Source organism: Bifidobacterium sp. M3-N-101 (assembly GCF_023656805.1).
GTDB classification, from domain to species: domain Bacteria; phylum Actinomycetota; class Actinomycetes; order Actinomycetales; family Bifidobacteriaceae; genus Bifidobacterium; species Bifidobacterium breve.
The window spans coordinates 1-21527 of record NZ_JAMOKQ010000006.1 but is presented as its reverse complement, the minus strand read 5'-3'; the positions used below and the strand labels follow the sequence as shown (position 1 = coordinate 21527).

General features: G+C 58.6%; 27 protein-coding genes. 15 read left to right on the top strand and 12 right to left on the bottom strand.

Annotated features, from left to right (window positions below; all coding sequences use genetic code 11):
- Positions 1-26 precede the first annotated feature (26 nt).
- The 6 genes from NBH12_RS05725 to NBH12_RS05700 form a co-directional block, all read right to left on the bottom strand.
- Positions 27-560 (bottom strand): GNAT family N-acetyltransferase, encoded by a 534-nt coding sequence (locus tag NBH12_RS05725; protein ID WP_250819262.1) that lies wholly within the window; start codon positions 558-560, stop codon positions 27-29.
- Positions 561-695: 135 nt separating this feature from the next.
- Complete coding sequence (locus NBH12_RS05720; protein WP_016462930.1) at positions 696-1025, bottom strand: hypothetical protein; 330 nt, start codon at positions 1023-1025, stop codon at positions 696-698.
- A 409-nt stretch (positions 1026-1434) separates the two neighbouring features.
- Positions 1435-2241: an Abi family protein gene (locus NBH12_RS05715; RefSeq protein ID WP_080649269.1), complete on the bottom strand. Its 807-nt coding sequence runs from the start codon at positions 2239-2241 to the stop codon at positions 1435-1437.
- Between the two features lie 162 nt (positions 2242-2403).
- On the bottom strand, positions 2404-2658 hold the full coding sequence (locus NBH12_RS05710; RefSeq protein ID WP_003829406.1) for a hypothetical protein: 255 nt from the start codon (positions 2656-2658) through the stop codon (positions 2404-2406).
- A gap of 1508 nt (positions 2659-4166) precedes the next feature.
- Entirely contained in the window at positions 4167-5240 is a 1074-nt protein-coding gene (locus NBH12_RS05705) for a histidine kinase (RefSeq protein WP_007056270.1), read from the bottom strand.
- A 65-nt stretch (positions 5241-5305) separates the two neighbouring features.
- A complete protein-coding gene (locus tag NBH12_RS05700) occupies positions 5306-6001 on the bottom strand; it encodes a LuxR C-terminal-related transcriptional regulator (RefSeq protein WP_052790767.1) in 696 nt (231 codons plus the stop codon).
- Between the two features lie 125 nt (positions 6002-6126).
- Between NBH12_RS05700 and NBH12_RS05695 the strand changes: the two genes are divergently transcribed.
- From NBH12_RS05695 to NBH12_RS05665, 7 genes are all read left to right on the top strand, one after another.
- Positions 6127-6642 carry a hypothetical protein gene (locus tag NBH12_RS05695; protein WP_052790766.1) on the top strand — a complete coding sequence of 172 codons (516 nt, stop codon included), beginning with the start codon at positions 6127-6129 and terminating at the stop codon, positions 6640-6642.
- A complete protein-coding gene (locus NBH12_RS05690; RefSeq protein WP_007056280.1) occupies positions 6639-7529 on the top strand; it encodes an efflux RND transporter periplasmic adaptor subunit in 891 nt (296 codons plus the stop codon). Before NBH12_RS05695 ends, NBH12_RS05690 begins: the two co-directional genes overlap by 4 nt.
- Positions 7526-8206, top strand: coding sequence for an ABC transporter ATP-binding protein (locus NBH12_RS05685; protein WP_003829413.1), 681 nt, complete (start codon positions 7526-7528; stop codon positions 8204-8206). Before NBH12_RS05690 ends, NBH12_RS05685 begins: the two co-directional genes overlap by 4 nt.
- The gene (locus NBH12_RS05680; protein WP_052790765.1) at positions 8203-9369 is read left to right on the top strand and encodes an ABC transporter permease; all 1167 of its coding nucleotides are present in this window, start codon (positions 8203-8205) and stop codon (positions 9367-9369) included. The genes NBH12_RS05685 and NBH12_RS05680 overlap by 4 nt, the downstream gene beginning before the upstream one ends.
- A gap of 184 nt (positions 9370-9553) precedes the next feature.
- Positions 9554-9823: a type II toxin-antitoxin system RelB/DinJ family antitoxin gene (locus tag NBH12_RS05675; protein WP_014483711.1), complete on the top strand. Its 270-nt coding sequence runs from the start codon at positions 9554-9556 to the stop codon at positions 9821-9823.
- A gap of 3 nt (positions 9824-9826) precedes the next feature.
- Positions 9827-10120, top strand: a complete 294-nt coding sequence (locus tag NBH12_RS05670) for a type II toxin-antitoxin system RelE/ParE family toxin (RefSeq protein WP_003831807.1) — start codon at positions 9827-9829, stop codon at positions 10118-10120.
- A gap of 57 nt (positions 10121-10177) precedes the next feature.
- Positions 10178-10597, top strand: coding sequence for a hypothetical protein (locus NBH12_RS05665; RefSeq protein ID WP_236716252.1), 420 nt, complete (start codon positions 10178-10180; stop codon positions 10595-10597).
- A gap of 66 nt (positions 10598-10663) precedes the next feature.
- On the opposite strand, the gene NBH12_RS05660 is transcribed toward NBH12_RS05665, so the two are convergent.
- Together NBH12_RS05660 and NBH12_RS05655 are read right to left on the bottom strand one after the other, a co-directional pair.
- On the bottom strand, positions 10664-11227 hold the full coding sequence (locus NBH12_RS05660; protein WP_250819261.1) for a Fic/DOC family protein: 564 nt from the start codon (positions 11225-11227) through the stop codon (positions 10664-10666).
- A gap of 18 nt (positions 11228-11245) precedes the next feature.
- On the bottom strand, positions 11246-11425 hold the full coding sequence (locus NBH12_RS05655) for an antitoxin VbhA family protein (RefSeq protein WP_016462915.1): 180 nt from the start codon (positions 11423-11425) through the stop codon (positions 11246-11248).
- A gap of 213 nt (positions 11426-11638) precedes the next feature.
- Between NBH12_RS05655 and NBH12_RS05650 the strand changes: the two genes are divergently transcribed.
- From NBH12_RS05650 to NBH12_RS05625, 6 genes are all read left to right on the top strand, one after another.
- Positions 11639-12280 (top strand): tetratricopeptide repeat protein, encoded by a 642-nt coding sequence (locus tag NBH12_RS05650; RefSeq protein ID WP_003831805.1) that lies wholly within the window; start codon positions 11639-11641, stop codon positions 12278-12280.
- 91 nt (positions 12281-12371) lie between these two features.
- Positions 12372-12665, top strand: coding sequence for a hypothetical protein (locus NBH12_RS05645; protein ID WP_012471870.1), 294 nt, complete (start codon positions 12372-12374; stop codon positions 12663-12665).
- A 337-nt stretch (positions 12666-13002) separates the two neighbouring features.
- Positions 13003-13149, top strand: a complete 147-nt coding sequence (locus tag NBH12_RS05640; RefSeq protein ID WP_007056267.1) for a hypothetical protein — start codon at positions 13003-13005, stop codon at positions 13147-13149.
- A 168-nt stretch (positions 13150-13317) separates the two neighbouring features.
- On the top strand, positions 13318-13698 hold the full coding sequence (locus NBH12_RS05635; protein WP_250819260.1) for a hypothetical protein: 381 nt from the start codon (positions 13318-13320) through the stop codon (positions 13696-13698).
- Positions 13699-13759: 61 nt separating this feature from the next.
- A complete protein-coding gene (locus tag NBH12_RS05630) occupies positions 13760-14092 on the top strand; it encodes an MFS transporter (protein WP_329601282.1) in 333 nt (110 codons plus the stop codon).
- 328 nt (positions 14093-14420) lie between these two features.
- Positions 14421-16001, top strand: coding sequence for an amino acid permease (locus tag NBH12_RS05625; RefSeq protein ID WP_217297571.1), 1581 nt, complete (start codon positions 14421-14423; stop codon positions 15999-16001).
- 241 nt (positions 16002-16242) lie between these two features.
- Here the strand turns inward: NBH12_RS05625 and NBH12_RS05620 are convergent, their stop codons facing one another.
- Positions 16243-16482: a hypothetical protein gene (locus NBH12_RS05620; RefSeq protein ID WP_014483708.1), complete on the bottom strand. Its 240-nt coding sequence runs from the start codon at positions 16480-16482 to the stop codon at positions 16243-16245.
- A 298-nt stretch (positions 16483-16780) separates the two neighbouring features.
- Between NBH12_RS05620 and NBH12_RS05615 the strand changes: the two genes are divergently transcribed.
- Entirely contained in the window at positions 16781-17134 is a 354-nt protein-coding gene (locus tag NBH12_RS05615; RefSeq protein WP_014483707.1) for a DUF488 domain-containing protein, read from the top strand.
- Positions 17135-17199: 65 nt separating this feature from the next.
- On the opposite strand, the gene NBH12_RS05610 is transcribed toward NBH12_RS05615, so the two are convergent.
- On the bottom strand, positions 17200-17628 hold the full coding sequence (locus NBH12_RS05610) for a hypothetical protein (RefSeq protein WP_191137423.1): 429 nt from the start codon (positions 17626-17628) through the stop codon (positions 17200-17202).
- Positions 17629-17945: 317 nt separating this feature from the next.
- On the opposite strand from NBH12_RS05610, the gene NBH12_RS05605 reads away from it, so the two are divergent.
- Positions 17946-18842, top strand: coding sequence for a DUF2238 domain-containing protein (locus NBH12_RS05605; RefSeq protein WP_051483405.1), 897 nt, complete (start codon positions 17946-17948; stop codon positions 18840-18842).
- On the opposite strand, the gene NBH12_RS05600 is transcribed toward NBH12_RS05605, so the two are convergent.
- Positions 18826-19434, bottom strand: coding sequence for a DUF1287 domain-containing protein (locus NBH12_RS05600; protein WP_250819259.1), 609 nt, complete (start codon positions 19432-19434; stop codon positions 18826-18828). The genes NBH12_RS05605 and NBH12_RS05600 overlap by 17 nt on opposite strands.
- Positions 19435-19796: 362 nt before the next feature.
- A complete protein-coding gene (gene trpE / locus NBH12_RS05595) occupies positions 19797-21353 on the bottom strand; it encodes an anthranilate synthase component I (RefSeq protein WP_015438851.1) in 1557 nt (518 codons plus the stop codon).
- Positions 21354-21527: the final 174 nt, after the last annotated feature.

Sequence of the window (21527 nt, the reverse complement as noted above, 5' to 3'; positions counted from 1 at the left end):
CGGCCATTTACACGCAAGAGGCGCCGTCAATCGCCTCGCGCATAGAGGCCATCGCTCTCCGTGCAGGTGGCGATGCGTGTGTAGTATTCCGTCTTGTCCTCATGGTCGATACGTGCGCCGCAATGCTGCTGCACCGCAAGACTTGCCGGATTGGTTTTGTGGATACTCAGGTAAGCCTCCTTGATGCCGAGCTCGCGGGCCTTGGCAAGCGTGAGCTTGAGCCCGGCGGTCGCGTAGCCGTGACCGCGGTATTCGCGGGCGACACCGTAGCCGATGTGGCCCGGACCGTTGCGCAGGAAGTCGGTGAGCCGGTGACGCAGGTTGAAGATGCCCACATAGTCGCCCTCATCGTTGACGAGAATGTATTTGGTGGCTGGCACCCAGCCGTCCGGCAGGCCGACGCCAAGCGACTCATCACGCAACCCTCGCACATATGCGGCGAACCGTTCACGATTCATGCCGGCCGCTGGGTTCTCGAATCCCGTCTCCTCCGCCGGGAATTTCGCGAACAAGTCAAACGCGCGTTCCTGGTCCGCCAGCCATGTCTCAATCAGCCGCATTGGTCACACTCCTCCTGTTGACACAGCAGACCACACTACTACTGTGCTCGGCCAACGGCCGCAAGCCTTATCTAGGGTGTGTTTACAGATAGGCAGCAAGTGTCTGCCAATGCGTTTATCGCAGGATATACCAGGTTACTTTCCCCGATACACGGCAGCGACGCCGAAGACAAATTGTATGATGAACAATCCCAGCAGGAAGATCAGAGCTCCTGGCCGGTACGTGCGGTAGAAGTCGACCATATCCGGCTGCGCCAAAGGCGCTGCCATGATATACACCAGCGCAGCGAACACGGCGCCGAGCGCGGAAACAACCAAGAACGCGCCTACGGCAAAACGCAGCAGGCCACGATCCGAGGTCCTCCGGCGCAGACCACGGCATCCCACGAAGACGAATACCGAGATCAGCAGGTAGAACAGCAGCCCGTACGTGGGCAGCATGTCGATAATCAGCAGATCGTTCATGGGATATCCTTTCGTGGCGCAATCCCATTCAACCTGCGCATGGCCAAAAGCGCAACATCGTGTCAAGTAATCGCATGATAGCAGGTTTTGTCCGGCTGCGACCGTGGCCACGATGAGCGGCATGGGACATGATAACATGACCGGGGCTGCGGCGCGGTCGATCCGTATCGCCCGTATTGGACAATGATCCGTTCGCCCTGGATGCGATGTGCGCGATGATCTCGGCCGTTTCCAAGGACTTTTATGTCATGCGGGGGCACGGGTTCGCCCGCAGTGGCGATCGAGCACTGCCATAACCCGCATACCAGGCCGGATGCGCCGGTGTCGGATCCTAAGGAATCTGTTGGTGTCGCTGCAGCTCATTGCCATTCCCACTGAAGAGATGATTGGCGAAAACGATACTCACTACCTATTCATTAGGCTTCAGCTCGTGTTCGAGCACAAGTTTCATCTTGCTGTTATCCATCAACCATGCGTGTAGGTCTCGGTCCAGGATCATCGCCAGAGCGAAGCACGCCTGCGTCGCATTCTCCAATGCAATCCGTCGATTCTCACCCGGCAGAGGTATGCCGTTGACAAGCGGCTCATGGTGAGCGACCCGATTACGCAGGGCATGCACTGTTTTTACGATATCCAGCGCGTACTTTCTCGTCCAGCGTTCTTCCACTGCACGGGCATACTGGCGCCCATTGGAGAATGTCTTATCGAGTCCTTTGCGCCATAAATCGTTCTCATAATCTGCACGGCGCTGGTCTGGCCACTTCGTGTGGATTGTTCCGCCGTCTTCCAAGAGATTGCGCCAAAATCCGAATGTCAATGACGCTATGAGATGGCCATGCGTATGATTTTTTCGCTGGTGCGGGGTGAGATGGTTCCACGCTTCACGAATCTGGTACTGGGTTCGGTCATCGAATTGTAGCCCTGCCATATACCAGTCTTCAGTGCCATTCTGCTCCAGAGCGAGGAGGGAGAGTTGCCGGTCCATGCGGTTGCGCAGAGCGACCTCGAGGATGGCGATGTCGCCCATACAGGCGCTGGCCATGTCGTGATCCCACAGGTACAGCTCTAGCGCTGGGCATGAACGTCTTTGAGCCTCATAATTGTAGGTGGCAAGCCGTTCATCGGTAATGCACGCGCGCAGCGCCTTCTCCCGCGGACTTCCTTTCCTTGGAGTCCGTGAGAAGAAATCAGTTGTTGAATTTGACTGTCGGCTCATGGCTCATTATGATATATCGAGAATTCCCCCAAAGGGCCTCTCCGGACGGTCTTCGACTCAGCCGTGATGCACTGGGGGTTTCTTTTTATCTGGATAATCGGGGCTTGGTTGGTCTGGGCTCTTCTTCAGGACAATCGCATATGTTTCGGGAGTGCTCAGCTTTCAGACGAGGCATTCGAAGAAATGCCATTCCGAGGAATCGGCATCATGGATGATGATCAGCGTGCCGCCCTCGTTGGTTATCTCCTTATGAGGCCGGTCGTAGAGCGCATCGAGCTGTGTTCCCAGGTTCAATCGCAGGGTCGCATCCGCTTCCTTGATTATGCGGATGTTCTCCTGGGGCAGTTGGCCACTGGAGTAATCCCTGCCGTCCAGAATGGTGCCGTCGACTTGTTCTGGGTCAGCGGCGACCTTCACGTACCGGTATCCGTCCCCATGAAAGCTTTCCTCGTCCTTGCTGACGATTGCCCGCGCATCCTCGGAAAATGAGATCGAGAACGTCTGCGACAGATTCGAAACCGGACTATAGCCCTAGTATCGAGTCCATCCGAACCATACTCCCGCCACTACCAACGCCGCGATGCCCAAAGCGATGATCGTTCCGGCCCGGCCACCGGCGGAAGGTTCACCTTTCCATACGCGGTTTCCCATCGTCGGCCTCCTAGCCTTAGCCGTAGGGTCTGCTAGATCAAAGTGTGTATTACTGATTAGCGTGAGGTCGCCGCCACTACGTGAGCGGTCGAAAACCTCATGCCACCCGGCAAATCCGAGAAGCGGTCGGAGAACTATTCGAAGCCGTCAGCTAATCCAGTGTTGAACGTACGCGACGACACCCAGAAACGCTCCTATACCCGCTCCGAGGAAGACGAATCCCCATCCCAACCAGTCAGCAAATCGATTGACCGGGGATTTCGCAAAGCCCTCCATCACCGAATTCGTTCCAGTCGAGCCCTCCCCTGATTCATGGTTGTCCTCCTCGGCATCCCTACATAAAACCCGTTAGTCCAATTCAATCCGTTCGCGCCCGCAAGCGCAACATCGTGTCAAATAATCGCATGACAGCAGGTTTCGTCCGGCTGCGACCGTGGCCACGATGAGCGGCATGGGACATGATAACATGACCGGGGCTGCGGCGCGGTCGATCCGTATCGCCCGTATTGGACAATGATCCGTTCGCCCTGGATGCGATGTGCGCGATGATCTCGGCCGTTTCCAAGGACTTTTATGTCATGCGGGGGCACGGGTTCGCCCGCAGTGGCGATCGAGCACTGCCATAACCCGCATACCAGGCCGGATGCGCTGGTGTTGGATATGGCGTTGGGGAAAAAACACGGGCGCTGACGTGTGCCGGCGCATCCGTCGCAGGAGCGGCGGGACGGGCAGCGTGTTCACGTACGTGCACCGCGTGGCCGACAAGCTGGGAGTCGCCAGCCGCAAGGAGGTGCTGGACGCATGCGCCAGATACGATCTGCTCTGCCCCGGCTTTCCGACCGGCTTGGCCTGCGGCATGCCGGGCATCCGGTGATCGCGGCGTCCTGCGCCGTATTGTCCGTGGCGGTGCTCGCGGAGTACGTGTTCTCGATGGCGGCACGGGTCCCCGGCACCGCGACCGTGCGCGATATCATGTTGGCTCTGGCTGTGCTTACCGGCCTGGTCGGCGGCATGTTCCACCCGGACCGGTTCCTGTGGCCGGCGCTTGTCACGGGCGTAATCCTCATGCTGGATGTCCCGATGGTCACGCCGGGACCGACGGCATGCCCGCCGACGAACACGAATACCAGCAACAGCTCGACGAATTGCGCGACGCCGCCAGCCGGGCCATGGGCCACACGCACGAGGTCATCGACTCGCTCGAAGAACACACACCAGCGCAAGCCAGCCGGACACCGAACAAGCCCACTGGCAGCTGGAGGCCGTCATTCCCTTTACCGGCGTGTTACAGACAATGGAATGGTGATGTTCGCGTTCCAGTTGTCGGAATCATCGGTGATGTCGAACGTCCCGGACATGGATTCGATAACGGTTCGGTATCTCTTGAGGCCGCTGCCGAGTCCGAGCCGTACCGCTTCGTCCTTTAGTACGTCGCTTGCCGAAATGATGACGTGCCGCCGGTCGAAGGAGATCGTGACGGCGTACCATTCGTGCGGGGCGGCGTGCTTGGCGATGTTCGCGTACAGTTCGTTGAGCAGTCCTTCGAGAAGGTCGAGGATGTCGTCCGCCAGTGGATGGTCGAACGTCCCGAGGATGTCGTCACCTTGGAATCCGAGGCCGCCAAGGCGACGTCGTTGCGATTGAATGATGCCGTCAAGCCGTTCACGCTGCTGTTCGATTTTCCTGTCGGTTTTGTCGTCGTTATTTGTTTTGACGATGCGGCTGCGATCGTCTGGTTTGTCGGTGCGTTCAAGTTGTCGTATCACCTGGTGGGTGTGGTCGAGCGCCGTTTCGGCGATGGCGCGCAGATCGGTGAGTTGGCGCTGATATTGCTCCCGATCGGCGGGGCAATCACTGCGGCTTGCCTGGTCGATGCGCAGGATCATGTAGGCGAGGTCGTTGCTGATGGTGTCGTGCAGGTGACGCGCCGTGTGTTCGCGGTCGAGTCGTTGCCTGAGTGTCGCGGTCGCCTGCCGTTGGGCGAACAGCAGGTTGAGACTGAACCCCAGCGACAATGGGCATAGGCACATGATGATCATGCCTACGATGTTCGACGAGGTGAGGTTGTTCTGCATGTTGTTCGCGGCGAGGGCTGCGAGGGCCGCCAGTGCGGAAGCGGCTCCAAGGCGGGGTTTGACGAACGAGAGGACCGCTATGGAGGTCAGTGCGGCGATCATGATGGTCGTCAACGGCGAGAACAGCCACAGCAACGCGTATCCTGAGACCGCGAACAGCAGACAGGCGGCCCATACCGGTGCCGCTCCGAGCATGGCGCACAGGACGGCGACGAGCAGCGATATGCGTATGGTCGACCATGACAGCAGGTTCTGGGATGAGTACACGCCCATCTCTACGGGGATCGCCACTGCGAGGACCAGCCCCGCGGCCAGTATGGCTGGGTGGTGTATACGGTTCAGAGCAGATCGTATCGGGCGCATATGGCGAGGGCCTCCTTGCGGTCGGCGGCATGGAGCTTGCGGCATGCCCTGTTGACGTAGGTGAAGACGCTGCCCTTGCTGACATTCAGGAGCGCGGCTATCTCGTCGGTGGATGATCCATGCGCGTAGAGGCGCAGTACGTCCCGTTCCCTGGAGGACAGCGATGGCTTGTCGTTTTCCGGCAGCCGGCCCTCGGCCGCGTGTCCTTCGTTGAGTTTGCGATTGGCTTCCCGTGCGGTGGGGAATCCGGTGCCGGGGACGGGCTCGCCCTGTGCCGCGCATCGTATGGCCTGCGGGAGCTCTTTGACGATGTCATCTTTGGCTATCAGGCATTGTGCGCCCGCCTCGACCGCGTCTTGCCGATATGGATCAAGGTCATAGGAGGTGACGCACACCAAGCCGATCGTCGGAGTGCGCCGACGGATTCTGGCGCATATGTCCGCGCCGGTGATGCCTCCCAAGGCCATGTCGACGACCAGCACGTCGGGTCGCGCGCCGTGGGTCATGCAGCGCTGCAATGCCATCGCCGGGGACGTGGTGCTCCAGATGATGTGGAACCGCGGGGAGAGACGGCTCGTCATCACGGCTATGGCGTTGAGGGCGAGCGAATCGTTGTCCAGCACCCCGATGGAGATGGTATGCGAGTCCGATAGGTCTGTCATGCCACCCATCGTATGCGCATCCCATGCTCCTCGACGTATCGTTGTCATGCGCGCGCATGACAGTCTTTTGCTCCCGGATCGCCGTCTGTGGGCTAATGGTTGGCGACAGCTGTGCAATCGTCCGAAGGAGCATGATGATGAAATCGGGAACACGACGCAGGGCCGCCATTCTGACCGCAGTGATGCTGCTGTCCGGTTGCGGGACGACTCCGAACGGCGGCACCTCGGGAAGTGGCGGCATGCTGACCTGGCAGCAGGCGAACGAGGAATACAAGGCGACCGTCGAGGATTTCCCCTTTGAACTGATGAACGGCGATGCGTTTCCAGCGAATATACTCAAGGCGCAGGCCGCGTCCTCGCTGTATGCCAAGGGAAGTGGGGAAGGACAGGCGTATGTCTACTGGCAGTGCTCGGTGGAACGCGACATTCTCGACAACAGCCAGACCAACGCGGAAGCAGCCCGAGGCGCCCTCCAGCAGCTGCGCAAGCTGCTGGATACCGACTGGTTCAAGAACTACTACGAGGACAAGGATGGCATATACGAGAACGATGTGATCGGCAAATCCGAACTCGGCGACTATTCGACCATGCGGGACTTCTACACCACGGACTGCACATGGTACCGGCATGAGAACGGACTGACGAAATGAATGCGATCGCACCGTTCAAATGCCTGTTGGCGTGCGTGACGGCCACGACGATGTGCGCGATGATGACGGCTTGCTCGCCGTCGCGGACGCCATCGTCCGACGCCTCCTCCACGGCGAAGCGGCCAGCATCCACGGTCGAGGTGCGTAGGGGCGGCATCACGCCGTTGTCCTCTTCCTCCACCGGCGTGCAGGTGGCTCCTGTGTTCTCGCTTACGACTCCGGCGAAAGGCTGGTTCCACTCCACGACTGATCAAGGAGCATACGTGCATGCGGGCGACGTGTTGGGTACCGTCGGCGATCAGCAGGTCACGGCTCCGGTCGACGGCGTGATCGAAACGGTCGCGCAGGACAACGACATGGCCGCGGACTATCCGCTGTTCTCGATACGGTATGGCGGCATGAGCGCCAGCGTGGACGCGACCGCGCTGCTGGCGACCATAGACCCGGACCAGCCGTTGACGGGCCGATTCCAGATCACCGACGCGCAGGGGCCCACGGACTGTGCCGCGGTAGTGAATGACGGCGTCGCCACTCCGCCCTCATCAGCGGAAGATACGGCCGGATCGGCGACGACTGCGCATGGGACGGAATCGACTCGCACACTGCAATGCCTGTTCCCAAAGGACGTGCAGGCGCGTCCCGGGCAGAACGCCACCGTGGTACTGACCGCGACGGCGGTCGAGGACGCCTTGATCCTGCCTGTCACCGCAGTCGCCGGCAGGCTCGCCTCCGGCCAGGTCAGCAGGCGTGACGGAGATTCGTTCGCCACCGTGAACGTGAAGTTGGGGGCATCGGACGGCACGTCGATCATCATCCTCGACGGTCTCGAGGAAGGTGACATGGTGTCCGCGACAGCTCCGAATCTCACACCGGGAGCGCAATCATGAGCACACTCATCCGGTTGGAACATCTGAGCGCCGAAGTCCGGCTGCCCGACGGCGAACGCCTGACGACGGTGGACGATGTCAGCGCATCGTTCGAGAGGGGAACGTCCACCGCCATCATCGGGAAATCAGGATCCGGCAAAACCAGTCTCGCCTCCATCGTCGGGCTGCTCAACAACGACTATGACGGAACGCTCTCCTATGACGGGCGGGACTGCGCCGCGTGGAACGACGCCGACCGGGCGCGCTTCCGCTGCCGGCATGTCGGCTTCGTGTTCCAGAACTACTCTCTCATACCGCATCTGAGCGCATGGGAGAACGTGGCACTCCCATTGCAATACCGGGGAGGCATCCCCCTGCGGGTCATCAGAAGACGAGCCTCGCGCATGCTGCACACCGTCGGGCTCGGGAGCCGGACGGTGTGCAGCATGCCGTCGCGCCTGTCGGGAGGCGAACAGCAGCGCGTGGCCATCGCCCGAGCGCTGGTGGGCGATCCCGATCTGCTGATCTGCGACGAGCCAACCGGCGCGCTCGACACCGAAACCGGCGACATGGTCGCCGACATACTGTTCCGACATGTTCGTGAACTCGGGGTCACACTCATCCTCGTCACGCACGACCCGCAGCTCGCCGCCCGATGCGAACGCCGACTGACGATCGACAGGGGGCGACTGTCGTGATCCGCATGATCGCCAAGGATCTGCGCATCAACCCGTTGCGTACCAGCCTCACCGCCCTGTCGATGTTCATCGGCATCATCGCCCTCATCGCCGGCGTTCTCGTCGGCACGCTCGGACGCGACTATCTGGAAGCGGTCAACGCGCGACTGGGAGGCAAGTCACCCACCTATAGCGCCATCGTCGACGTGCCATCATCGGTGAACATACAAGTCGTCACGGCTTTGCAGGAACGCCTCGCGCATTTCCGTCCGGGAATCGCATCGGCGCAATATCACCTCAACGACCTCGCCATATGGGCGTCGTCCGGTGACGGCAACACGGAGATACGCCGCGTCACCATCATCATCGACGCCGAACGGACAAGAATCATGCCCGCCCCCATCATCGAGGGTACATGGCTGACCGGAGCGGACGAACCCGCCACGCTGGAAACCGCAGTCAACGAAAGCGCCCGCCAATACGTGCATGATGGCACCGTGGCACTCGCCCGGACAGGAAATCCGCAACAGGTGCCGGCACGGGTGAACGGTGTCATCGCCGACGGGACGGACACACCCACCATCTACGTCAACGCGACCACACTGCAACGCTACTGGCCGCAAGCCTGGGAACCGGATGGGCTGACCATCCTCGTCCATCCCAATGAAGGCATGGACGATCAACACGCCAAAACCGTGTTGGACGATCTGTTGTTCGACGTCGGGACCGGCAGCATATCGTCATGGAACCGTTCCGACAACGCCGATGATTACGAGCAGGTCATCGGTTTTCTCCAACTCGGCGTCACCGTCACCGCGATATTACTGTTGTCGGTATCCGCCATCGGCATGATCAACATCGGATTGGCCGGCATCGAGCAACGCTCGCACGAGCTGCTCATCCGCCGCGCACTGGGCGCGACCAGAGCCAGCATAGCCATACAGGTCATCGGCTCGTCCGTGCTGCTCGGCCTCATCATCGCCTTCGCCGCGGTGCTCATCTCCGCGGTGCTGGTCTGGGCAATTCCGTGGATGATGCCCGCCGACTCGCCGCTGGAACCGCCCGCATACCCATATACGGCGGCGATGATTGCGGCCTGTGCGTCCATCGTCACCTCGCTTGTCGGCTCTCTTGCCCCGGCCATCAAAGCCATACGGCTGCAACCCGCGCTGGCGTTGCGATGAACCAGAAGCCATTCTGGACAAGCCCGCCGACAGCTGGATGGTCGGCATTCCGATCATCGATTGCATCCGGTAAACAATCCGCTTGCGGGATGTGTACCATGGTCGAGATGCCGCAACCGCAGAATGTTGACTATTAGCATACAAATACATACTATTGTCTTACGTAATGATGTTGGAGGTTAATGTGAGCATGGCATCCGTCACAGTCCGCGTGGATGCGGACACCAAGCAGAAAGCCGCAAACATTGCCGAGGATCTCGGTCTGGACTTGTCTTCGGTCACCCGCGCCTTCTACAAGCAGATTGTCCGGGAGAGGCGCATTCCCCTAAACCTTTCCTATACGACCGTGCCGCCTGAAACCATGGAGGCCCTTGACGAGGCGAAGAACAGGCTCGCCGACGGCAAACCTCGTTTCAACAGTGCCGATGAGATGTTCGATTCGTTGGGAATCTGATCAATGCTCAAACCGGATTACACAGCGGCATTCCAGCGAGATATCAAGAAACTCAAACGCAAGCACACTGATTTACGCCCGCTGAAAGAAGTCATTCGTCTGGTTCTTGAGGACACGGCGGACTCCAAGGAAGTATTGAGGCGTAGGCATCGCGCCCACACACTTACCGGTGATTTAAACGGCGTATTGGAATGCCACATCGGCAATGCCGGCGACTGGCTGCTTCTATGGATTCGCGATGATGGTACCGCCATGTTCATGCGAACCGGCAGCCATGACGAACTGTTGGGCAAATAGCGGGTTTACATCCTGCTTTGAACCGGCCGATGGCGATTTGAGTGCGGCAGTCGGCCCGTGCCCGCAGAAGCCGGCATCGCCTCGCAGCGTGCCGGTCTGCAATCGCTGATCGACGAGGAGGAGTCCAGGCTCGAAGCCCCGGGATTCACCGGCGACAACCTGCTCGCCGAACCACACCGGCCGCTCACGCCGGAGACCATGCGACTGCTGTCGGGCTTGCCGGCGGAACTGTACGCGAACATCGCCGAACACGCCGACCGGGGCGAATGGTACGCCATCTGCGTCACCTTCGACACGGACGCCATCCACGTCTCCGCCAGCGACACCATCGCATCCGATGACACGAGACTCGGCCTGGGCAGCGGCCTCGACCGCTACCGGACCATCATCGAAACATGCGGCGGCACCTTCCAAACCCACACCGAACAAGCCCACTGGCAACTGGAGGCCGTCATTCCAATCGATGGCGACCGGTAAAACATGCATTCGCAGACCAGCCATGTCAAGCAATCGCATGACAGCATATTCACGCAGGATCGCGCCTCATTTCGGCTGATCCCGCACGCCCTGTTCCGACGCGAATTGTTCGGCGATTTGCCGTGCGTGGATGTTCTTGGCTTCGTTAACGAAGTCGGCGCATGCCTTGCTGCCGTAGAGCGCCTCACCACACGGGTCAGCGAAACGCGGGTCGCCGGCCAGCGCGGAGCGGATGGCCCCGAGCGAGCCGGACAACGGCATGGCGTTCATCACGGTCGCGGTTTGATTCTGCGCCTCCTGGGTGCGGGCGGTCTTGATGTCCCGGTCCAGGATTCGTTCGGCGCATTGCACGCCAACATCAAAAAATGCAAGCGGCTGAAAGACCTGGCTGCTTCCCTTCGCGATATCTACTGTTCTGATTTGACCGGCCCAGTCGTATATATCCTGAAATAATTGTCGATGGATCTGCTGCAGTTGCCGCAAAGTACCTTGAGCGACAGGAGGATTCGATTGGAATTCCAACATTCTGGCAGATACAAGATCGTTTTCAGCCGCTTCAAGTTCTGTAACGGTTGTGGCACCGATAAGATTGCGCAGTACATTTGTGCCGGAAATCAGATATGGGTTCAAAGGTTTCGGGCAGTTCAATCATACGGATTCCAGACCGTATCGGCGACGTGTACGATTAACCAATTCGTGTGCGTCTATTTGTTCTTCGATATAGTCGCGCACGTCTGCAAAAAACGAGGATGTGACATCGCCGCCTTCCATACGGGCAGAATGGACGGCTTCCGCCACTCTCATCGCACGGATCTCTTGTTCCGTCATGTCAACCTCCTCATTGCAAACAATCATACCTACCGGAATAGGTTCCTGCAGAATCGGCAATCCCGTTCCGGAAAAGCGAATGCACTAATCAAAAGACACTTGCATAACCACCGCTACGCATCGCCAATAACATACCGATGAGCCAGAATGAGGCCCAAGCCATGATGCTAATCCGCGAATGACGCTGGTCAGAGTGGCAGGTACATTGGTCTTATGGCTAAGCGCAAACATACCGGCACTGTTGTTATTGCAATACTGGTCGCTATTCTGCTGGCGGTGGGCGTTTCCGGCTGGCTATTCTGGCAGTCGGCACAACGGGTGATCGGCGAGGCGCAGCAGGCGGGCGAATATGCGGCCGAGGCGCAGCAATCCGTCGGGCAGGGCGACTTCAAGCAGGCGCTTGAGCAGATGGACAGCGCTGGCAGTCACATCGTCGCGGCGCGAGACGAAACCCAGGGCATGCTATGGCAGGCCGCCGAATACGTGCTGTATTACGGTTCGGACGTGAAGGCGGTGCGCGGCATGCTGGATGCGGCCGCCGACGCCGCGACCAACGCCCTGCCCAAAATCGACAGTGCCGCGCAGGGCACGTTGGTGGACTTCAATATCGAAGAGCTGCTGTCCGGCATGAACTTCTCCGACGGCACGCTTTCCATTCCCAAAATCGCTTCCATCAAGCAGGACCTGTCCGACGCCGGTGCGGTCTTGAAGCGCGTCAAGACGTCGATTTATGCGCTGCCGCAACCCCGCACGGAACAGATCACCGAAATGGTCAACCAGGGCAAGCAGGTAGTGGACCAAATCGATGAGACTTTCGACACCTTGAACACCATCGTCGAAAAGATTCCGGGCTGACGTTGGTTCGTTCTTGTCGTATATTGGCGTAACCTCCGCATAAGGCTAGTCCATACAAATTTTATATAAATTTGGGATAGGAGGTGCCAATATGCCGACACGCACACCAATCCCGGTCAGTCGGGCGATGCGTCAGATATCCGCCAACCTCGATTTGGCGCGCAGACAACAGCGCATTCCCGTAGCCTTGCTGGCCGAGCGGGCTGGATTATCCATGCCAACGGTCACCAAAATGCTGCGTACGGGTAATGGCAGCTTTGAGAACTTCCTCCGCATTGCTCGTCTGCTTGGACTGCTGGACGGCGTACAGCAAGCGACGGACCCTCTTAACACAGATATCGGCAAATTACGCGCCGACGAAGACACTCCGAAACGTATTCGATAGTACAGCAGGAGGCGCAACACATCATGGAAGCAATCGTCACCCTGCAGTTCAACGGCACAGACGTCACCGTCGGGAAATTATTCACCAGTATCAGACGCGGCATCGAATCGGCAAATTTCACATACGATACGGCCTATATGCGCTCTTCAAACGCAGTATCCCTCTGTCCAGAGATGCCCCCTCCCCCGGAACGTTCCCGGCCGAGCATAATGCGATGCATCGCATCTTTCAAGACTGCATGCCGGATCGTTGGGGCAGGAACCTCATGCTTCGTGCAGAACATCAAGATGCTCGTTCGGAGCATCGCACAGCACGCACACTATTTGAGGGAGATCTCTTGCTATCCGTCAACGATGAGACCCGACAAGGCGCATTGCGCTTCTGGAACAACGACGGTGACGCGCTAGCTCCCAGTGAGACCGGCGGTCCAAGAGAAGTGACCATTCAGTCCCGCATCCATAGCAATGATGAGCAGCTGCTTTGAATCCGGCATTGCGCGGCTTCGCGAAGCAAGCGCACAATGACTTCACATTCCCGCCTTGCACCAGCTGGCTGCAATCTGCGTATGGTCATGTATCTGTAGGCCGGCACGAATGCGGCTGATGGGTGCGGCGAATCGTGAGGCACCGTCTCCTCCTTCTACGGCGGCGGCATGGTCGCCGGCCAGCCCATCGGCACCATGATCGGTTCTCGCATGATCAACAATGCGCAAGCCGGCTTCATCATCGGCGCCGTGATCATGCTGGCTTTCGGATTCGTGGCGCTTGCCATCTGGCCGCGCGAGGAATTCTCAAAGGACATGGAACGCACCAAGATGACGCTCAAGGATCTCGCTGTCTCCTGCCACTTCCCGAAGTTCTCCACCTCGCGTGACTTCTACAAGGCGTTCGGCTGCCAAGTGTGCATGTTGCTCAGCTACCAGATGATCTCCGTGTACAACTCTACATCGTCGAGGATTACGTGCACCAAACCAAGACCGAGGCTGCCGGCACCATCGCCACCATGTCCATCATCACCATGGTCGTTTCCCTGAGCGCTTCGCTGATCTCCGGCCCGATCTCCGACAAGATGCACACGCGCGCAAGGTACTAGTCATCATCGCCTCGCTGCTGTTCGCGATTGGCACCGCGATGCCGTGGATCATGCCGAGCGTCACGGGCATGTACCTGTATGCGGGCATCGCCGGCTTCGGCTACGGCGTGTACTCAGCCATCGACCAAGCGCTCAACGTCGACGTGCTGCCGAACAAGGAAGAGGCCGGTAAGGACCTCGGCATCCTCAACCTGGCCACCACGCTCGGCCAGGCGGTGGGCCCCACCATCACCTCGACGGTAAAGACCGCGACCGGAGCTTTACGCCTGCATTCGCCATCTCCATCATCATGGCCGTGTGCGCCGCCGTGTTCGTGCTGCGCATTCAGAAGGTGAAGTAGACGCTGCAAAGTGCCCATCTCCGTTTCGAGGGGCTGATTTTGACTTTGCGGAACATCTATCTCCATTTCGAGGGGCTGATGCCAAAGTAGCTACTGGTCAAAAACAACGGAATGACGTTGGAGTAATGCCATTTCTATCCGCGATCTGGCAGTTGACCAGCCCCTTGAAACGGGAGTAGACCTCCGACAAGCACGAAATCAGCCCCTCGAAACTGAATTTGGCTCAATGCATCGCCCGGCGCAACTATATCCTCGGTGCGGGTATACTATTTCGGGCCGTCACGATGACGTCCACGGAACGCACGCATGGCAAAGAGAGAAGCATGAGTCAGCCCGATACCGACATGGCAAAGCAGTCGCCGTCCTCGCAACAGGAAACGCGGATTAGGATGGATGCCCCGCAGCATAAGCCAAATCAGGCAGACGAATCGAGCGCATTAGGCGAGCAGTCAACTGAGCCGACTGGCCAGCACAATAAACACGCTCTGCACACGAACCTGAAGCGCGGCATGGAATCCCGCCACCTGCAAATGATCTCGTTGGGCGGCGTGATCGGCACTGGTCTGTTCCTGAGCTCCGGATATACCATTCAGCAGGCAGGCCCGATCGGTACGATTCTGGCGTACAGCATTGGTGCGCTCATCGTCTATCTGGTCATGCTCACGCTCGGCGAGCTCTCCGTGGCCATGCCGGTGACCGGTTCCTTCCATGTGTATGCCGAAAAGTTCATCGGCCCCGGCACCGGTTTCGTGATCGCGATCCAATATTGGCTCACTTGGACGGTGGCTCTCGGCTCCGAATTCACCGCCGCCGGTCTGCTCATGCAACGATGGTTTCCGGATAGCCCCACATGGGTATGGAGCGCGGCGTGCATCATCCTCATCTTTACCTTGAATGCCCTGTCCGTCCGATTCTTCGCCGAGGCGGAATTCTGGTTCGCTTCAATTAAGGTGTTCGCCATCTGCGCGTTCATCATCATCGGTCTACTCGCCATCTTCGGCATTATTCCTATCGCCGGATATCAGCATGCGCCGATGTTCGGCAATCTCGTCAAAGATGGCATCTTTCCCAACGGCTTCGTGCCGGTGTTCGCGACGATTCTGACCGTCAACTTCGCGTTCTCCGGCACCGAGCTCATTGGTGTGACCGCCGGCGAGACGCGCGACCCGGAAACCGCCGTGCCGAAAGCCATCCACACCACGCTGTGGCGTCTGGTGCTGTTCTTCATCGGCTCGATCACCGTGATGTGCGCGCTGATTCCGTGGCGCCAGGCCGGCGTGGGCGAAAGCCCGTTCGTGCTCGTGTTCAACAGCATCGGCATCCCCTATGCGGGCGACATCATGAATTTCGTGGTGCTCACGGCCGTGCTTTCCGCCTCGAATTCCGGCCTGTACGCTTCCACGCGCATGGTGTGGTCGATGGGTAACGAGGGTATGATTCCACGCTGGTTTGCCAAGACGAACCGTTGCGGTGTGCCGATGCTCGCCTTGTGCGCCGCAATGGCCGGCGGCCTGTTGGCTCTCCTGTCTTCCGTGATCGCCGCTTCGACCGTGTATCTGGTGCTGGTGGCGCTGTCCGGCCTGTCCGCCGTGGTAGTGTGGATTGCCATCGCTTACTGTCAGATTGTGTTCCGCCGCCGTTGGCTGGCATCTGGCCATTCCGCTGATGAACTCAAATACCGCACGCCTGGCTACCCTTATGTTTCCTGGGCGGCGTTCATCCTGTGCACCGCATCGTTCATATTGGTGATTTTCGATGCCGAGCAGCGGTTCGCGCTTGTGGCCGAGCTCGTGTTCATCGTGGTCTGTTACGGCATTTACTTCCTGCAACAATGGTGGCGGAAACGCAGAAAAGCGTCTGACAGCGAAGACGATCTATCCATGCCGTGGGCCAATCAACGCTGATTGAACGATTGCATTTTGTTCCGGGTTCCAGCTCCGGTTCTTTGCATTGCGGATTGCGTATATCCGAACAATAGATACAACACAATAAAAAGCCCTATTTGATTGGAATGCCGTCCATCCCCATTCATAGGTCAATAGAAGGCCGGCAAACAGATAATAAACCGCGAGGGGCGGTGACGTTCGGTTATCATCATCCGAACGTCACCGCCCCTCGCACTCATTGCGGGATCAAAGCCACGAATCAGTTCTCCGCATTCTCGCGGAGAGCCTCCTTGGCGTCGTTCTTGACCTCGGTGGCCTTCTTGGCGGCCTCGGCTTTGGCGACATCCGCCTTGGCTTTGGCCTCGTCGAGCGCATCCCCGGCCTTGTCCACCAGGTCAGAGGCCTTGTCGGTAGCCTTGTCTTTGATATCGCGGGCCGTATCGGCAACTTTGCTGCCGGCCTGTTTGGCAAGATCCTTCGCATCATCGATCAAACTCATAGTTGCTCCTTAGTACATGTATGCATGGAACTACTGAAATTGCTGACAATACTGTTCGATTATTCTTGAGTTGTGGTGAGCCTTACTTGCGACGTTCCCGCGCAAATATCCAGCTCACACATAATTATACATAGCGTGAGTGAATGGAATCCGTCAACTCGGCAACCGTCAAATGAATTTCAACGGCTCATGCAGACTCGCAATCTCAATGGTTCTCTACATTCCCCGCAGCAACGGATTGCTCCTTGCCGTGCGCCGCCTCTTGACTTTCTATGAGCACGCGCCAATCATGGAATATATGGGGATTGCAATCAAACGCATATATGAGGAGCCGGCGGCATCGGACGGGTTCCGCGTGCTGGTGGACCGCCTGTGGCCGCGCGGCATGACAAAGGAGCGCGCGGCCCTGGACCTGTGGCTGAAGGCCGTCTCCCCTTCTCCCTCGCTACGCAAATGGTTCGGCCATGACCCCGCGAAATTCGCGGAATTCCAAGCCCGGTACGTTGCCGAACTTGACGCCAATACCGCCGTCGAAGACCTGCGCTGTATCTGCGCGGAGCATCCCGACGTGACGTTGCTGTATGCGGCCAAAGACCCGCAAGTCAATCATGCCTTGGTACTGCGCGACTATCTCAATGAGTCACTTCAATAATCGGCAGCACAAGCAAATGTTCAAAAACGACATTCGCTTCTCGCGGCGATTTCGAATTCCAAAGTTCACACCAACGGCTTGCGTACATCCAGTTCGCAAATGATGCCAGTCTCCTTGCGAGCCCATTCCGCCGCCTGCAATGCGGCGATGTTCCAGAGCGCGTGCGGCACACCGCCGAGATCTGGATGGGAACCCCAGAACGTGATGTCATCGGAGTATGCGGTGATGACCGAATCCTCCGTAACCGGCATAATCGTGTGGTAAAGCCGATCGGCCAGCGTGGACACGAATTCATTGGCCGCGGCAAACGTGTCGATGAGATGCTGCTCGGCAGTCACCGGCGGGCCAACCAGCTCCCAGGATTCGACATCCGTAGCGCTCCATTGCGCGGCCTCGCCGTCCACCTCGCGCTGCAGTGAAACGAACAGCCTAGCGAACTCGTCCGAGGTCAGACCTGTAACTCGACGACGGGTCGAGAGTTCAATCGGAGTCATCAACTTCTCCTTTCCATGTATTTATGCATCATATGTTCTTAAGGGTCAAATTCGATTCATGCGGACGAACGAATCCATCTAGTAAACGAAAAGCATGGCTGCAATGCATTACAGAATTGACTCAAGATCCCCAGATGAATGCTTTTTCTTGTAAATCGGATAGACTGGCGCGAGAACAGTGCGAGAAAGAGGCGAGGATGATCGAGAAACAATCGCGGAAGCAAACGGCAACATACGCCAACCTGCAGAACGACCAGTCCGGTCAGCCACAGCAAGGCAAGCCGCGCAAGCCGTCGCTGCATGCACGCTGGAAAACCATGGGCCAGGCCATGCGCATGGAGATCCGCGAGCATAAAAGCTCGTTCGCGGTCTATGTGGTGCTGCGCATGCTGGTGCTCGCCATGGCCGTTCTCCAGTTCTTCAACGGGAACTATGAGAACGTGTTCCTGTGCATCCTGACGCTGATGCTGCTGCTGGCGCCGGCGTTCATCCAAGTGCGGTTCCGCATCGAGTTGCCTTCAGTGCTGGAAGTCATCGTGCTCGTGTTCGTGTTCTCGTCCGAGATTCTTGGCGAGATCAGTTCGTTCTATGAGATCTTCCCGTTCTGGGACACGGTGCTGCATACCATGAACGGCTTCCTCGCCGCGGCGATCGGCTTCTCGCTGGTCGACCTGCTCAACCGGTCCAGTCGGGTGAAGTTCGAGCTTTCGCCCCTGTATCTGGCAATCGTCTCCTTCTGCTTCTCCATGACCATCGGCGTGATCTGGGAGTTCTTCGAATTCAGCATGGACCAGATGTTCGGGGTCGACATGCAGAAGGACGCCATCGTGCACTCCATCGGCTCGGTCATGCTCGACCCCACGCACACCAATCACGTGATCCACCTCAACGACATCACGCAGGCCGCGGTCAACGGCCACGACCTAGGTCTTGGCGGGTATCTCGACATCGGTCTGATCGACACGATGGAAGATCTCATCGTCAACTTCATCGGCGCGGTCGTGTTCTCCGTGTTCGGCTTCTTGTATGTGAAAAACCGCGGCAAAAAGGACTCCATCATCAGCCGGTTCGTGCCGCAACGCAAGTCCGCCGACCGCGATTATCTGCGACTGGTGATCGATGGCGGGAAAGCAACTGACGTCGATTCGGCTGATGAGGCCGCAGCCAGTGCCGGTAGTGCCAGTACCATCTCAGCTGTCACTGCCAAGCCTTGAGCACGCTCTGCGGTACTTTCGACGCGTCAAAACGGTAGTGCCCGGTGACCGTCATGTGCTTCTTGAATGAGAAGTAGTCATTCTCGCGCTGCTTCTGGGCCATATTGTGAATCACGTACGGTGTGCCATTCTTGTCGCGTTTGTCCGAGATGACGCCGATATGCTTGACGTGCTGGAAGACCACGATGTCACCGCCCTGCCATTGCGCAACGTCGGCGGTGTCCGTGGTGAGCGTCTGCCCGTATTTCGTGAAGAACACGTCAAGCACGCCGGTGCGGCGGAAATCGATGTTCGAATCCGGCTTCGGCGCTACGGCAACGTAGCTAACCGGGTCGGCGGCGATATCTGTATCGACCATGGCCTTCAGATCGTAACCGGCTTCACGAAACGCACGCCACACCGAGTCGGTGCAGGCACCACGATCGGCTGGCGGGTAGCCGCCCTGATAGTAGTCGGAGTCATAGGCCGGGTGATTTTCGGCATCCTTACGGGCACCGGTAACGATATCTGCATAGTCGTCCACACCGTTGCCGTTGAAATCAACCGTGCTGGCGGCTTTCGAATACTTGCGATTCGCCTCATCAGTCGGCATGATATCTGATTCCGATGCAGCCGAATCCGCTGAGGTTGGGTCCGGTGTTCCCGCCAGCAAACCCGCCACCTGTGTTACGCCAGCCGTTAATGACATGGGCAGTACTCGGGCCAGGTGACGTGCAGCCAGCACACCACCTAGAACAAGCATCACAATCACTGCAACAGCAAGTATCCGTTCGAAACGTCGGCGTGTGCTTCGACTGTTTTCATGCCCTGCTTCAGTCAGATGATGTGCCATATCGGTCTCCCAGCGCGAGACTTCCCAATCGCTTGTTTCGATGGCTCACACCGTAGTCGCATGACTTATGAAATGCTTGGCCCATACAGTTTTTCTGTATGGGCTTCCCATGTCCGTCTATCTCACAGCTCGCGCAGCTGGGCGGCAATCTGGATGGATTCGACGCTGGATTCGGCCTTGTTGCGGGTCTCCTGCCATTCGGTGGCAGGCACAGAGTCGAGCACGATGCCGGCACCAGCCTGCACGCTCGCCTCATGATCGCACAGGAACGCGGTACGAATGGCGATGGCCATATCCATATTGCCAGAGAAATCGAAGTAGCCGACGGTACCGCCGTAGATACCACGATCGGCCGGTTCCAGTTCGTCGATGATTTCCACCGCGCGCGGCTTGGGGGCTCCGGAGAGCGTGCCTGCAGGGAACGCGGACTTGAACACGTCAAAGGCGGTTAGCGACGGGTCGACCTTACCGGTGACCGTCGAGCAAATATGCATGATGTGGCTGAAACGCTTGATATCCATGAGCTGTACGACTTCCACGGACTGTGGCACGCACACCTTGCTCAGATCGTTGCGGGACAGATCCACGAGCATGATGTGCTCGCTGCGTTCCTTCGGATCGGCAAGCAACTCCTTGGCGAACTTCTCGTCCTCCTCCGGGGTGGCACCACGCGGGCGAGAACCGGCAATCGGAAAGGTCATCGCGTGGCCATTGTCCACCTTGATAAGGGTTTCCGGGCTGGAGCCGATGACATTGAAATCACGGCCCTGCGCGTCGGTCAACGCCATGAAATACATGTAAGGGCTCGGGTTCAGCGTACGCAGCACACGGTAGACGTCGAACGGGTCGGCGGGCGAATCGATGTCGAGACGCTGGGAGATGACCACCTGGAACACATCGCCGTCCACGATATGTTGCTTGGCACGTTCGACGGCCTGCTCGTAGTGGCTTTTCTCCGTACGGAAACGCAACTCAGGCTGAGCAACCGTTTCGTCCAGAATATTGACACGAAACTCGTCAGGAGCCGGCGTGGCAGCGTCACGCTGCATCTGGTTGAGTCGGGCGACGGCTTCGTTGTAGGCGGCGTCGGCTCGGGTCGACTTGTTGTCCACGTTGACCGCGTTGGCAATGAGCCATACCGAACCGGATATGTGGTCGACCACGGCGATATCGGTGGCCAGGGCGAGCACGGTTTCCGGCTGGCCGGTCTCATCCGGGGCCTCGGCGCGCAAGGTCGGTTCCCAATGACGAATCGCATCCCAACCGACTGTGCCGACCAGACCGCTGGTCAGGTTCGGCAGACCCGCCACCTGCGGGGCTTTGAGGGCCTTCAGAGCGGCGTGAGCGACCTCGATCACGTCACCTTCGGTGGGCACGCCGACAGGGACTTTGCCCAGCCAGTCGGCCTGACCATTGTTGGAACGCAGTTGAGCCATCGAGTTGACGCCAATGAAGCTGTATCGGCTCCACGTGCCGCCATATTCCGCGGATTCGAGGATGAATGTGCCGGAACGGCCGCCAGCAAGACGCTCGTAGAAGCCGACCGGGGTGAGCGAATCGGCAAGCAAACGACGCACGATGGGAACCACACGATAACCGGCATCGGCAAGCTCGTGAAACTGTTCGCGGCTGGGCCAGGTGGCACCCCACTTCAGGTGTTCGACGCTGCATTCGCTCATGTTCGCTCCTTTACTTGCGTTGATGACGTTTATTCTACTGCCGATGAAGCTCCCCATTACCATGTTTGGTAGGCCCCGATGGTCGGGGTCGGGTCGCCGGTTCCGGTATGACTTTCCTGCCCTGTCGTCGATGATCCGGGGGGTGTTGTCGCCGGGAACGGGGACGCCCGATGA